General features: G+C 45.2%; 12 protein-coding genes. All 12 read right to left on the reverse strand.

Going from position 1 to position 13,385, the window contains the following annotated elements:
- Positions 1-9: 9 nt before the first annotated feature.
- The 12 genes from HY064_16900 to mraZ are packed head-to-tail and all read right to left on the reverse strand — an operon-like array spanning position 10 to position 13,082.
- Entirely contained in the window at positions 10-807 is a 798-nt protein-coding gene (locus HY064_16900) for a hypothetical protein (GenBank protein MBI3512342.1), read from the reverse strand.
- The gene (locus HY064_16905; protein ID MBI3512343.1) at positions 804-2,243 is read right to left on the reverse strand and encodes a UDP-N-acetylmuramate--L-alanine ligase; all 1,440 of its coding nucleotides are present in this window, start codon (positions 2,241-2,243) and stop codon (positions 804-806) included. The genes HY064_16900 and HY064_16905 overlap by 4 nt, the downstream gene beginning before the upstream one ends.
- Positions 2,240-3,352: an undecaprenyldiphospho-muramoylpentapeptide beta-N-acetylglucosaminyltransferase gene (murG, locus tag HY064_16910; GenBank protein ID MBI3512344.1), complete on the reverse strand. Its 1,113-nt coding sequence runs from the start codon at positions 3,350-3,352 to the stop codon at positions 2,240-2,242. The genes HY064_16905 and murG overlap by 4 nt, the downstream gene beginning before the upstream one ends.
- Entirely contained in the window at positions 3,339-4,559 is a 1,221-nt protein-coding gene (locus HY064_16915) for an FtsW/RodA/SpoVE family cell cycle protein (GenBank protein ID MBI3512345.1), read from the reverse strand. The genes murG and HY064_16915 overlap by 14 nt, the downstream gene beginning before the upstream one ends.
- The gene (locus HY064_16920; protein MBI3512346.1) at positions 4,549-5,058 is read right to left on the reverse strand and encodes a hypothetical protein; all 510 of its coding nucleotides are present in this window, start codon (positions 5,056-5,058) and stop codon (positions 4,549-4,551) included. The genes HY064_16915 and HY064_16920 overlap by 11 nt, the downstream gene beginning before the upstream one ends.
- Positions 5,059-5,068: 10 nt before the next feature.
- Positions 5,069-6,403 carry a UDP-N-acetylmuramoyl-L-alanine--D-glutamate ligase gene (gene murD / locus HY064_16925; protein ID MBI3512347.1) on the reverse strand — a complete coding sequence of 445 codons (1,335 nt, stop codon included), beginning with the start codon at positions 6,401-6,403 and terminating at the stop codon, positions 5,069-5,071.
- A 7-nt stretch (positions 6,404-6,410) separates the two neighbouring features.
- Positions 6,411-7,679, reverse strand: a complete 1,269-nt coding sequence (locus tag HY064_16930) for a phospho-N-acetylmuramoyl-pentapeptide-transferase (protein MBI3512348.1) — start codon at positions 7,677-7,679, stop codon at positions 6,411-6,413.
- A gap of 3 nt (positions 7,680-7,682) precedes the next feature.
- The gene (locus tag HY064_16935) at positions 7,683-9,146 is read right to left on the reverse strand and encodes a UDP-N-acetylmuramoyl-L-alanyl-D-glutamate--2,6-diaminopimelate ligase (GenBank protein MBI3512349.1); all 1,464 of its coding nucleotides are present in this window, start codon (positions 9,144-9,146) and stop codon (positions 7,683-7,685) included.
- Positions 9,143-11,278: a transpeptidase family protein gene (locus tag HY064_16940; protein ID MBI3512350.1), complete on the reverse strand. Its 2,136-nt coding sequence runs from the start codon at positions 11,276-11,278 to the stop codon at positions 9,143-9,145. The genes HY064_16935 and HY064_16940 overlap by 4 nt, the downstream gene beginning before the upstream one ends.
- Before the next feature lie 2 nt (positions 11,279-11,280).
- A complete protein-coding gene (locus HY064_16945; protein MBI3512351.1) occupies positions 11,281-11,691 on the reverse strand; it encodes a hypothetical protein in 411 nt (136 codons plus the stop codon).
- The gene (gene rsmH / locus HY064_16950) at positions 11,672-12,619 is read right to left on the reverse strand and encodes a 16S rRNA (cytosine(1402)-N(4))-methyltransferase RsmH (protein MBI3512352.1); all 948 of its coding nucleotides are present in this window, start codon (positions 12,617-12,619) and stop codon (positions 11,672-11,674) included. The genes HY064_16945 and rsmH overlap by 20 nt, the downstream gene beginning before the upstream one ends.
- Positions 12,603-13,082: a division/cell wall cluster transcriptional repressor MraZ gene (gene mraZ / locus HY064_16955; protein MBI3512353.1), complete on the reverse strand. Its 480-nt coding sequence runs from the start codon at positions 13,080-13,082 to the stop codon at positions 12,603-12,605. Before mraZ ends, rsmH begins: the two co-directional genes overlap by 17 nt.
- Positions 13,083-13,385 lie beyond the last annotated feature (303 nt).

The following is a 13,385-nucleotide window of genomic DNA, read 5'->3' on the forward strand; positions in this document are numbered from 1 at the left end:
GATGAGAGTTTATTTTTTTGTACAGACTACCTGGTTTTTATATTCGAGATTAATGACACTGTATTCATTCCATTTGCCGGTGCGCACCATTCCTTCGCGATAAAATACATCCAGCTTCTTCAGCTTCTCTCCGAGTTCATTTACATCGCCGAGAATGATGATCTGTTTCCCGATGCGCGGCACGAGTTCAAATCCTTTTTCATTGGTAAAATACACCTGCACGATCTGCGACCTGAGTAAAGAATCTTCCTGCAGTTTTTTCGTGATCTGCCAGATGTCGTCGAGTTTCGTTGGCGTTTCAAAAACAGAATCGGGATCTGATTTATCAAAAGGAGTTTCATAAGCGGAAGCATACGTGTCGTTGAAATTTCCATTGAACAACAGAACAGGCGCGGTGCATTCATCCGACAACGGCATGAGAAAACCACGATCATCGAAATAATAGGATTCGCCGGAAGAAGTGAGGATGCGAGCAACTGCTTTCCGCTGGTGAAGATGAATGTTGAGTGTTCCATCCACATCCATGAAAACTTCTCCCGATTCAACAGCCGGATGATTCAGCATTAATTTTTCAATAGCAGGAACATCAATATCGGCGATCTGTTTTCCAACCGGGTTGGCGTGATGATCGGAAAGTAATTTCAGCACATGATCTTCATCGAGAAAAATATCAGAACATTTCCTGTCGATGACAATATTTACTTTCGGACAAACACGATGCAGGTGTGCCTTTCCTGCAAATGTCATTGCGGTGATAAGCCCGATTCCAAGCAATGACCAGAGTGAAATGATGAGTATTTTTTTCATTTTGTATTCTCCTTTCTGCTTGTCGCTTCGGTATTGAATTTTCTTCGCAATGCATTCTCAAATGGTTCAACAAAACGATCGATGTCGCCCGCTCCCATGGTGATGAGCACATCAAAATCATGCTGCATTGTTTTTTCCACGAGTTCTTCTTTTGTATAGAGATTTTTCTTTTTCGTTTTTATCAATGACAACAGGAAAGAAGAATTGATCCCCGCGATCGGTTTTTCTCTTGCCGGATAAATTTCGAGAAGGATCACATCGTCAAGTTTGCTGAGCGCCGAAGCAAATTCACCGGCGAAATCTTTTGTGCGTGAAAAAAGATGCGGCTGAAAAACTGCAGTAATCTTTTTCCCGGGAAATAATTCCTGCGCCGATGAAATGCACGCTTCCAGTTCGGCCGGGTGATGGCCGTAATCGTCAATGTAAACTACTTTTTCATTTACAAAACGATAATCAAAACGCCGCGCAACTCCTTTGAAAGAAGAAAGCGCTTCACGCACCGCTTCATTTTTCACACCAGCCTGTTTCGCCGCTGAAACTGCAGCTACCGCATTCTCCACGTTATGCCTCCCGGGCAAACCGAGACTCAGATCTTCGAGACGATCTCCGCAGCAATTCATATCGAAATAATATTTTCCATTCCTGATCCGGATATTCTCCGCGTAAGAATCCGTTGCATTGGAATCGAGTGAATAGCTCAGGACTTTTGTTTTCACGAGCCCGAGTTTTTCAATCACTGTTTTTTTCGCGATCACTTTCTCCTTCACTTGTCCTGCAAATTGCCTGTAGGAATCATACATCGCAGAAGCATCGTTATAAATATCGAGATGATCGGCATCAACCGAAGTGATGATGGCGACTGCGGGATGCAGCCATAAAAATGAACGGTCGAATTCGTCTGCTTCTGCAACAACAATTTTTTCTATCGCGGGAATTTTTTCATCGGAAATATTTTTTCCAAGAAGAAGATTGGTATGATAATTCCCGGAAACACCACCGAGAAAAGCGGAACAGTCGATGCCCCCGGTACGCAACAAATGCGCAGTGAGTGTAGTCGTCGTCGTTTTTCCGTGCGTGCCCGCGATCGCGATCGTGTGCGCGTCGTCCGTGATGAGCCCGAGCACCTGCGCGCGCTTCATGAGTTTGTAATTTTCGGAACGAAACCAATTGAGTTCATGGTGATCTTCCGGAACAGCCGGCGTCCACACCACGAGTACACCTTCCGTACTTTTCCTGATCTCTTCCGGAATATTTTTCACTTCGTCATCAAAATGAATTACTGCTCCTTCTTTCTGCAATTCATCCGTAATCGCAGAAGGAGTTTTGTCGTAACCGGAAACTTTTTTTCCTGAAGCAAGAAAGAAACGGGCAAGCGCACTCATTCCGATACCGCCGATACCGATGAAATAAATATTATGCAGATGATGTGTCTTCATCCTGTTTTCTTTTTTCCGATCAGTTCAAGCACTTCATTCGCTATGAGCTCTGCTGAATTTTTCACAGCGAGTGTGCTGATGTTCGCAGAAAGTTTTTCCTGCATCAATTTATCGTTCAATAAATCAATGATCCTTGCAGGAAGTTTTTCCTTTGCCTCCGCATCTTTCACGAGTAATGCCGCTTCTTTTCTCACCAGCGACATCGCATTTTTAGACTGGTGATCTTCCGCCACATTCGGTGAAGGCACGAGAATGGCTGGTTTCTTTACCAGGCATAATTCCGATACGGAACTTGCTCCCGCGCGCGACACGATCACATCGGCGGCAGCATACGCGAGATCCATTTTTGAAATGAAATCAAAAACTTTCATTCCGCGCTGGTCATTTTTCACTGCTTCTTCTGCTTCGCGGAAATAATTTTTCCCCGTTTGCCAGATGAGTTGAATATTATTTTCACGCAGTTGTTGCAGACATTGCTTTATCGTTTCGTTGATTGTTCTTGCCCCGAGGCTTCCTCCGATGACCAGCACTATTTTTTTATCCGCAGCAAGGCCGAAGATGCCCAATGCCTGTTTTCTTTTTCCTTCCAGTTCAAGAATATCACTGCGAACAGGGTTTCCTGTAAAAACAATTTTTTCTTTCGGAAAATATTTTTCCATTCCTTCATAAGCCACGCAGATGCGATTTGCTTTCTTCGAGAGAATTTTATTCGTGATGCCGGGAAATGAATTCTGTTCCTGTATGAGTGTAGGAATTCCTGCATTGGACGCAACACGCAGCATGGGACCACTTGCATAACCTCCTGTTCCAATAGCTGCATCAGGGCGAAAACGTTTCAGTATTTTTTTCGCGCGCATGATGCTGCCGAGTAATTTGAAAGGAAAAGAAAAATTACTCAGCGTGAGTTTGCGTTGCAATCCGGCGATCTTCAATCCTTCGATACGGAATCCTGCAGCGGGAACCTTTTCCATTTCCATTCTTCCTTCCGCTCCCACAAAAAGAAAATCTGCATCCGGAACGCGGAGTTTGAGTGCATTTGCAATAGCGATGGCCGGAAAAATATGTCCGCCTGTACCGCCGCCGCTGATGATGAATTTAAGCTGTGGCAACTTCACCTCCTCTCTGTATTCCTTCCGTTTTATTTTCCGCTTCAATATCCTCACCCGATTCTGTTTCGCGGCTTACACTGAGAATAATTCCAATTGCGATGCTGGAGAATAACAATGAAGTTCCTCCCATGCTCAGGAAAGGAAGCGACTGGCCGGTGACCGGAAATAAATTCACGGCGACCGCCATATTGATAAGTGCCTGGAAAATGAGACTGAATGAAAGTCCGAATGCAAGAAGCGTCCCGAATGTTTTCTGGCTTTTTGTTGCGACGCGCACACCGCGGTACAAAAGGATCATGTAGAGAAGAGTAATTCCGATGCCGCCGAAAATAGATCCGTATTCTTCGATGATGATCGCATAAATAAAATCGGAATACGCTTCGGGAAGAAAATTCCGCTGCGTGGAATTGCCCGCGCCTTTACCCGTGATGCCTCCTGTTGCCACTGCGATCTTCGCGAGTTTTGCCTGGAGACTTTTGTCCGGATCTTTTTCTTCTTCTCCTTTGAAAAATTCAACGATACGTTGTTCCCACACGTGAACGCGCGGAAGTGCTTTCGGGAAAAAATATCCCATCATGATGAGCATGGAAAATCCTGCGATGGCAATGCCCAGCACTTTAACGATGGACTTGAACGGAACACGGCCGATGAACATGAGGATAAGACACGTGGTGAAGAGTAATGCAGCAGTAGAAAAATTCGCGGGAAGGATCAATCCGCAAATGAGAAAAACAGGAAGCATGATGGATCTGAAAACCTGTTTGAAATCATTGAGCTGATCCTGCTTCTGCGTGAGCACGCGTGCGACATACATAATGAGCGCGAGCTTTGCAAAATCTGAAGACTGAAAAGTAAGGCCGACTCCCGGTATAGCGATCCAGCGTGATGCATCATTCACACTCGCACCATGAATAAGTGTATAGAGCAGAAGCGGCACAGAAATAAAAAGCATGATCTGTGAGACGCGCGAAAAATAAACGTAGCGGATGCGGTGCGTGATGTACATGAGTGCAAACCCGAGCAGGATGAGACGCGCATGTTTGAAAAGATAAAATTCAGTTTGCCCGTCATGATGTTTGTAAGCAAGAGCAACAATGGAACTGTAAACTGCAAGCAAGGAAAGCAAAGAAAGCAGCACAACGATCACCCAGACCACTTTGTCGCCTTTGAGAAATCCGAATAATTTTATCCTGTTCTCAGTTGCCATGATGAAGTTTTTTCACGAGTTCGCGGAACCGGTCACCGCGATTCCTGTAATTATCGAATGCATCATAACTCGGGCAGGAAGGAGAAAAAAGAATTGTTTTTATTTTTTCATCCGAGTACAACGCAGCAAGCGCTATCGCATCATGCAGGTTCTCTGCCTTCAATATTGTTTTTGTTTTTCCTTCGAACGCATTGAAATATTTCCATGGTGTGGATCCGAGCGCGATCACCACTTGCACTTTTTCACTGACGAATTGAATAAGTTTATGATGATCATCGGCACGATCCGTTCCGCCGATGATCAGCGTAACGGGGCCGGGAATATCACGCAATGCAAACCAGGTCATATCCACCGAAGTTGCAATGGAATGATTTACCCATTGCATGCCATTATGTTCGAGAACTGTTTCCAGGTAATGCGAATCATCGCCTTGTATTTTCAGGCGCGCATCAACCAGTTCACGATAATGATCTTTTCCGGTGACAGGATTGCTTTTCATTTTATTTTTTTTAAAGTGCGCGAACAGCATTTTTGAACTGGCGGCCGCGGTCTTCATAATTCTCGAAAAGATCGAAGCTTGCGCAGGCAGGAGAAAGAAGAACGGTGTCTCCTTTTGTTGCAAAACGCGAGGACAACGTTACAGCTTGCTGTGCAGTTTTCGCTTCAGAAATATTTTTCACTACGCTGCCGAATATCTTTTTGATCTTCGCATTCTCGGTGCCGAGGATCACGATCGCTTTCACTTTGGTTTTCACCAGTTCGACAAGCGATGCGTAATCATTCCCTTTATCGACACCGCCAACGATCCACACAACAGGAGTGGTCATACTTTCGAGTGCAAACCACGTGGAATTCACATTGGTTGCTTTCGAATCGTTGATGAAGTCGATGTTGTTCACGCGCGCAACGAATTCCATCCGGTGTTCTATATTCTGAACATCAGCGAGTGATTCGCGCACGGTTTCTTTTCTTACTTCCAGCAAGCGGGAGGCGATGCCGGCTGCCATGGAATTATAAATGTTGTGCTTGCCCTGGAGTGCGAGTTCTTCGATCGTCATAGAGAATTGATTATGGTTTGTATTTATTATTATTTCATTTCCGTTGAGCCATGCACCTTCTTCCACTTTATTTTTCTGTGTGAAAGGATACAAGTGCGCCGCTGTTTTTCTTTTTTTCATTTCCTGCATCGTGATCTCATCGTCCATGCAGAAAATAAATGCGTCTTCCGGCTGCTGGTTCTGCGTGATGCGGAATTTTGAAGCCGAATAATTTTCCATTTTGTGATCGTACCGGTCGAGGTGATCGGGAGTGATGTTGGTGAGCACGGCGATGTTTGCGCGGAAGTCGTACATGTCATCGAGCTGAAAACTGCTCAGTTCGATCACGAAATAATCGTACTCCTTCTCTGCAACAAGAGCGGCAAAACTTTTTCCGACATTACCTCCCATCGCTACATTCATTCCTGCTTTTTTCAGAATGTGATGAATGATGTGTGTCGTCGTTGTTTTTCCGTTGCTCCCCGTTATGCAGATCATTTTCGCATTGGTAAATCGCGCTGCGAATTCAATCTCGCTGATCACCGGTATTCCTTTTTTTCGCAATGCAACAATGAGCGGCGCAGTTCCCGGTATGCCCGGGCTCCTGATCACTTCATCGGCACTGAGAATTTTTTTCTCCGTGTGATTTCCCTCTTCCCATTCGATCCCAAGATTTGAAAGAACGTCCTTGTACTTTTGTTTGATGATGTTTTTATCTGTGACAAAAACATCCATTCCTTTTTTTTTCGCCAGCATTGCTGCGCCGGTTCCGCTTTCTCCTGCGCCGATGATCACGATGCGTTTCATCCTGTGATCAACGCAGTTTAAGAGTTGCTATAGCGAGAATTCCGAGCATGATGGCTATGATGAGGAATCGAAAAACAATTTTCGATTCGTGCATTCCTTTTTTCTGGTAATGATGATGCAAAGGCGACATCAGGAAAAGACGATGCGATCTTGCATAATCGAGACCGAATTTTTTCTTGCGGAACCTGAATACTGTGACCTGAAGTATGACAGAGAATATCTCGACGAAAAAAGTTCCGCAGAGAATGGGAATGAGCAATTCTTTCCTGATCGCGATCGCAAACACCGCAATGATCCCACCGAGCGCGAGACTTCCGGTATCTCCCATGAAAACCTGCGCGGGATATGAATTGTACCAGAGAAATCCTACGCACGCACCAATGAATGCGCCGATGAACACCACAAGTTCTCCCGTGTCGGGGATATACATGATGTTCAGGTAATCGGCGAAGATGGTATTGCCCGAAACGTAAGCGAGAATTCCCAGCACGACACCGATCACTGCAGAAGTTCCGGATGCAAGTCCGTCAATTCCGTCGGTAACATTTGCACTGTTCGAAACAGCAGTGATGATGAAGATGACAATGGGAATGAAAATGAGCCACGCCCAGTCTTTCGCCTTATCACCGAGGAACCATAATAATTTTGAATAATCGAATTCATTATTTTTTACGAATGGAATTGTTGTTTTCAGTGAATGCGTTTCCTCACTTGCGTAAATCGGGAGATGCGCCGAAGGAGCTGAAGACTGTTCAGTGGTCATCGTGATGAGATCATTGTTCGCCGCAGAAATTTTTTCTTTCACACCTACATTATGATTGAAATAAAGAACAGACCCGACGAGTAACCCGAGCCCCACCTGTCCCATGATCTTGAATTTTCCGTGCAGTCCCTGTTTATCTTTTTTAAAAACCTTGATGTAATCGTCAATGAAACCGATGATGCCGAGCCACACTGTTGAGATGAGCATGAGCATGATGTAAACGTTCGCGAGTTTTGCAAACAACAAGGTGGGAATGACGATCGCTGCAAGAATGATGAGTCCGCCCATCGTAGGCGTTCCTTCTTTTTCTTTTTGTCCGTGCAGTCCCAGATCACGCACCATTTCGCCTACTTGTTTTTTCTTGATAAAAGTGATGATGCGTTTTCCGAAAACCATCGAGATGAGCAACGAAACGAATACCGCCATCGCCGCGCGGAAGGAGATGTACCGGAATACTCCCGCTCCCGGAAAATTGTGCACCTTATGCAACCACATGAAGAGATAGTAGAGCATCGTTCAGGCTTTGGCGTTTTTTAAATTCTCACTGAGTATTTCCATATCATCGAAAGGAAATTTTTCTCCTTTTATTTCCTGGTATTTTTCATGTCCTTTTCCCGCAACGAGCACGATGTCGCCCGGGCGTGCGAGCGCGACCGCGGTGCGTATCGCTTCTCTCCGGTCGGTGATCGAAATAGTGTTGCGCGAATTTTTTTCATCCACACCTTCCTGCATTTCGCGGATTATCGCAGCCGGATCTTCACTTCTCGGATTATCAGAAGTGAGAATAACACGATCGCTCAGCGTACACGCGATCTTTGCCATGAGCGGACGTTTTGTTCTGTCGCGATCACCGCCACAACCGATCACGGTGATCACCTGTTCATTTCCTCCTTTGATATCCTGAATCGTTCTCAGAACATTTTCGAGCGCGTCAGGTGTGTGTGCGTAATCGATGATCCCGGTAACACCACTTTCATTGCGCAGGTACTGGAATCTTCCTTCCACGGGGCCGAGTATGCTGAGTGTAGTGAGCACATTCAGTTTTTCCTGTCCGAGAAGAACAGCAGTTGCGTAAACAGCGAGAAGGTTGTATGCATTGAAACTACCAATGAGTTTGCTCCACATTTCTGTATTGTCGATGCTGAGATGTAAACCTGAAAACTGGTTCTCGATGATCCTGCATTTGAAATCACCAAGACTTTTTACCGAATAGGATCGGCGTAATGCGCGCGTGTTCTGCACCATCACTGCACCGTTCGCATCATCTTTATTCACAAGCGCAAATGCTTCTTCACTGAGCTGATCGAAGAATTCTTTTTTTGCTTTCAGGTAGGCGTCGAAAGTTTTGTGATAGTCGAGATGATCGTGCGTGATGTTGGTGAAAACTCCACCGGCAAATTGCAATCCTGAAATTCTGTTCTGTACCACTGCATGCGAACTCACTTCCATGAAAACATATTTGCATCCGGCATCAACCATTTTGCGCAACAGGTGATTCAACCCGATAGCATCCGGCGTGGTATGCGTGGATGGAATTTCTTCTGTGTTGATCATGTTGCGCACCGTGGTGAACATTCCTGTTTTGATCCCGAGCGCGCGGAATAAATGATAGAGTAATGTGACTGTTGTAGTTTTCCCGTTTGTGCCGGTCACGCCAATGAGTTTCATCGAAGAAGAAGGGTCATCATAAAAATTCGAAGCCATGATACCGAGCGAGGCAGAACTGTCTGCAACTTTCACATAGGTGATCTTTTCACTCATCACTTCAGGAAATTCTTCACACACAATTGCAACAACACCAAGTTCTTCAGCTTTTGAAATAAAATCGTGACCGTCCGCAACCGTGCCTCGCACTGCGATGAACAATCCGTCCTTCTCTGCTTTGCGCGAATCAAACGTCATAGATACGACCGCAACATTCGTCGATCCCCTCACTTCGAGAAGCCTGCTTTTATAAAGTATGTCGCGCAATAATTTCATATCGACAGATCGATGATGATCTCTTTATCCTTTGTTATTTTTTGTCCGGGTGAAACAGATTGCGAATGCACAGCTCCTGCACCGTTGAGCCGCACGCGATATCCTCTTTTCTCGAGGAGATAAAGTGCATCCGCTCCGGCCATTCCTATGAGATCAGGCATCCAACCTTCACTCAACCTGAGTTCGGCATCACTCGATGAAAGTGTGATGAAATTATTATTCACATTTGTTTTTGCGAATTCATCAGTGCCTGCATCATTCTTCAGATCGATCTGCAGGATATTTGCAGCGTTCATTGTTTGCACATTCAACCCGTTCATGATCTGCGGAATTTCATTGGCATTATCAGCAAGTGAATTCACGGCGGAATGCAGATCAAGATCTGTTTCATAAACACGATCGGCGATCTGTTTGAAGATCGGACCGGCAACCACTCCGCCATAATACACATCGCCCGAAGGAGCGTTAACGATAACGATGCAGGAATACTTCGGTTTGTCGGCAGGAAAATAACCAACGAAGGATGCCTGGTAAGTAACGTTGTTCTTGTCTTTTCCATACCCGCTTCCTTTTGCGATCTGCGCTGTTCCTGTTTTTCCTGCAATGGGATAAGCAGAATTTTTCAGGTTGCGTGCTGTTCCGAATTGCACAACTCCTTCAAGAAGTTGTTTTGCTTTTTTAATTGTTTCCGGTTTTGCAACTGAATCATTGATGATCTCCGGTGTGAACGTGCGGATCGTTTTTCCTTTTTCACGGATCTCTTTCACGAACATCGGTTTCACCATCACGCCGTTATTGGCAACAGCATTATAAAGAGTAAGCGTTTGCAGCGGAGTGATCAACGATTCGTAACCAATGGAGATCCACGGAAGAGAAATTCCGGACCAGTCATTTTCTCCTGCATTTTTTATGAATGACTCTCCTTCTCCTTTTATAGGAAGGCCCAGTTTCATTCCGAATTTCAGGCGATGCAATCCGTCGGTAAATTTTTTCGGATCTCTTCCGTATGCTGCATAAATTGTTTTGGAAATTCCTACGTTGGAAGATTCATAGAATGCATCTGCAACAGTCACCGAATTTTCTTTGGGTGTGTGCGAATCATTCATCACATCTTTCGAAGTGTAAGCATGATGGCCGCCTTCGAGATCTACTTTATCGGTGAGATCAACCCGGCCATCATCCATTGCAACGAGCAGTGATGCCAATTTGAAAGTAGAACCGGGTTCGCGCGCGTCTGCGATCGCGTAATTATAATCTTCAACGTACACGCCGGAATCCTGCCTTGAAAGATTGGCGATCGCGCGGATCTCTCCTGTAGAAACTTCCATGAGTACCACGCAACCATATTTCGCATCGTGTGCAGCGAGTGAATTCATCAGTGCATTTTCCGCAACATCCTGGATGTTGACATTGATCGTTGTTAAAATGTCTTTTCCCTGCTGTGGTTCAATTTCATTTTCGTTATTGATCGGCATCCACACACCTCCGGCAATTTTCCGCATCAGTCTTTTGCCGCTGATCCCGGTGAGAACAGAATCATATGCATCTTCAAGTCCGACTTTGAACTGGCCACTATCGCCATGCACATAACCGATGGTTCGTTCTGCCAATGAACCGAAAAGTCTTTTCCTTTGATTATGCTGCATGTAAATGAATCCGCCTTTGAATCGCCCTGAGCGGAAGAGGGGCAATGCACTTATTTCCTGTAATTGTTTGTGAGAAATATTTTTCGCAACCTGCTGATAACGCAATCCTGCAGAGCGTGCATTGATGAGCAGATGGTAATAATCGGCAGAAGAAATTTCGGGGAACATATTCGACAACCCTTTCGCGAGTGCCTGCGCGCTATCATCAAATTCTGCATCATCGATAAAAGCATTCGCGTGCGGATCAATTCCAACATCATAATAAGGAAGTGAAGTAGCGAGCAATGATCCATCGACGGCGAAAATATTTCCGCGCACTGCTTCAATGTCGAATTCTTTCTCGGTGAAATTTTTCGCTTCGAGTTCCCATTTTTTTCCCTGTGCAAATTGAAGGAAGAACACGCGCGCAATGATCGCGAGCGCAAACACGCCGCACAGAATGTACACGAGGTACACGCGCTTGAGTATGATCTTTCTTTCTTCCACTTTTAATTTTCAGTTTTTGGTGCGGGCAATACTTTGACTTCGATCTTCAGAAGTGATCCGACTGAATCTTTTAATCCGAGTGCCTGTGCGCGTGCTACGATCGGTGATCGCTGGCTTGCACAACTCAGGTCGGATTTTGAATCGATGTATTCCGATCGTAATTCTTTGATATCGTTGGTAAGTGTGTTGAGTTTGCGGATCTGCTCTTCGGCGTAATAACCGTTCGCGATGTAGAGCAGTGCGATGAACGTGAGGAAAAAAATGAATGGAAGAGTACGCAATGTACTTTCGCGGGAGAGGAAGGCTCCGCTCATCACTGATCCTACGGTACGGGTGACGATGTTTGCTCCGCTGCTTTTCTGCTTCGGCTTCTGTTCTTCGGGAGGAGTTTCCTTAATTGTGTTTTTGGTCATATTCCGCTTTAGCGGCCGCGGCATTCGCGGATCTTTTTGCTATTCTTAGTTTCGCACTTCTTGCGCGATTATTCATTTCAATTTCTTTTTCGCCCGGTGTGATCGGTTTCCTGTTCACGGGTTCGAACGGACGGATAATATTTCCGTAAATGTCTTTTTCCAGTTCTCCTTCAAAATTTCCGGAGCGGAAAAAATTTTTCACCAATCGGTCCTCAAGCGAGTGGTAAGCGATGACCGCTATTCTTCCGCCCGGTTTGAGCACATCGGCCGATTGCCGGAGAAGAAGTTTCAGCGCTTCGAGTTCCTGGTTCACTTCAATGCGGAGCGCCTGAAAAACGCGGGCGAGATAACTGTTCTCTTTCCCTTTCGGTGTGCAGGAAGTAATCGAAGTTTTCAGATCGGAGATCGTGGAAATGTTTTTCTCTTCGCGCGCATGCACGATGATCCGCGAAAGTTTCCCGGCATTTTCCACTTCACCATAGAGCGAGAACATCTGCTTCAGTTCCTTTTCACTTTTTTCATTCAGCACATCAGCAGCTGTCTTTTTCATTCTCTGATCCATGCGCATATCCAGCGGCCCTTCGAAACGTGTCGAGAATCCGCGGGATGCTTCATCGATCTGGTGAGAGGAAATTCCGAGGTCGGCGAGAATTCCATCAACGGGAAAATGATTGTGTTTCACGAGGAAATCTTTCATCGCGGTGAAATTCTGCTGAACGAAAATGAACCTTTTATCATCGGGAACATTTGCTGCAGCATCTTCATCACGGTCGAAAGCGATGAGCATTCCATCAGTGCCGAGTTTTTCAAGAATTGCTCCTGAATGTCCGCCGCCGCCGAATGTCACATCCACATATTTTCCGTCACGCCTGATCTGTAATCCTTCCAGGCATTCATGTAAAAGAACGGGATTATGGTAGGTCAACATCTTCCGCTTTATTACCCATGCTTCCCATTACATCTTCAGCAAGTGCACCGAAATCGATCGAAGGATCATTGATCGCTTGTTCATACTGATCCTTGTCCCATATCTCGATCATGTTCACTGCTGCCGACATAACGATGTTTCTGGAAATACCACTGAAACGGATGAGATCTTTCGGTAAAAGAACACGCCCGGTTCCGTCGAGTTCCACCGGTTTTACGCCGGCGTTGAACATGCGGATGAAGTCAACATTTTTCTTTTTGAACCGGTTCAGTTTATTCACATCCTTCACCAGTGCTTCCCATTCTTTCATCGGGTAGAGTTCAAGGCATTTCCTGAAGACACTGCGCTTGATGACAAAACCTTTTTTCAGAACGGATTGCAGCTGTTTTTTAAATGCAACGGGAACGAGCAAACGTCCTTTTGCATCCATACTGCATTCGTAAACACCAATGAGGCTATTCATGATCCGGATTCTGAGGGGTAAAAGTAAATATTAATTCACCACTTTTTCCCACTTTTTCCCACTTTTGTTAATAACTTCCCCACTTTAACCTATTTCACGATGAATAATCTTTTATGAGCGGCCCGGAAGCCCTGTTTTCATTGGCGTTCAGCTCAGCGATGCGCGGAATAGAATAAAAAGGGTAATCAACATTTGAATGTTTCACGAATGAGATCACGCGTTCATTTTTACTTCCGGATAGAAGGATTTGAAAAAAAATCCGAAAAAATTATTGAGCCGGGACCGAAGGGTTCATTAATAAAG

Source organism: Bacteroidota bacterium, assembly GCA_016194975.1.
Taxonomy (GTDB): Bacteria; Bacteroidota; Bacteroidia; order Palsa-965; family Palsa-965.

Bases quoted from the DNA above. Each gene is read 5' to 3' on its own strand.
- HY064_16905 (MBI3512343.1), bottom strand. From the start codon at position 2,243: ATGAAGACACATCATCTGCATAATATTTATTTCATCGGTATCGGCGGT.
- murD (MBI3512347.1), bottom strand. From the start codon at position 6,403: ATGAAACGCATCGTGATCATCGGCGCAGGAGAAAGCGGAACCGGCGCA.
- HY064_16935 (MBI3512349.1), bottom strand. From the start codon at position 9,146: ATGAAATTATTGCGCGACATACTTTATAAAAGCAGGCTTCTCGAAGTG.
- HY064_16900 (MBI3512342.1), bottom strand. From the start codon at position 807: ATGAAAAAAATACTCATCATTTCACTCTGGTCATTGCTTGGAATCGGG.
- HY064_16915 (MBI3512345.1), bottom strand. From the start codon at position 4,559: ATGGCAACTGAGAACAGGATAAAATTATTCGGATTTCTCAAAGGCGAC.
- rsmH (MBI3512352.1), bottom strand. From the start codon at position 12,619: ATGTTGACCTACCATAATCCCGTTCTTTTACATGAATGCCTGGAAGGA.
- HY064_16930 (MBI3512348.1), bottom strand. From the start codon at position 7,679: ATGCTCTACTATCTCTTCATGTGGTTGCATAAGGTGCACAATTTTCCG.
- mraZ (MBI3512353.1), bottom strand. From the start codon at position 13,082: ATGAATAGCCTCATTGGTGTTTACGAATGCAGTATGGATGCAAAAGGA.
- HY064_16920 (MBI3512346.1), bottom strand. From the start codon at position 5,058: ATGAAAAGCAATCCTGTCACCGGAAAAGATCATTATCGTGAACTGGTT.
- HY064_16945 (MBI3512351.1), bottom strand. From the start codon at position 11,691: ATGACCAAAAACACAATTAAGGAAACTCCTCCCGAAGAACAGAAGCCG.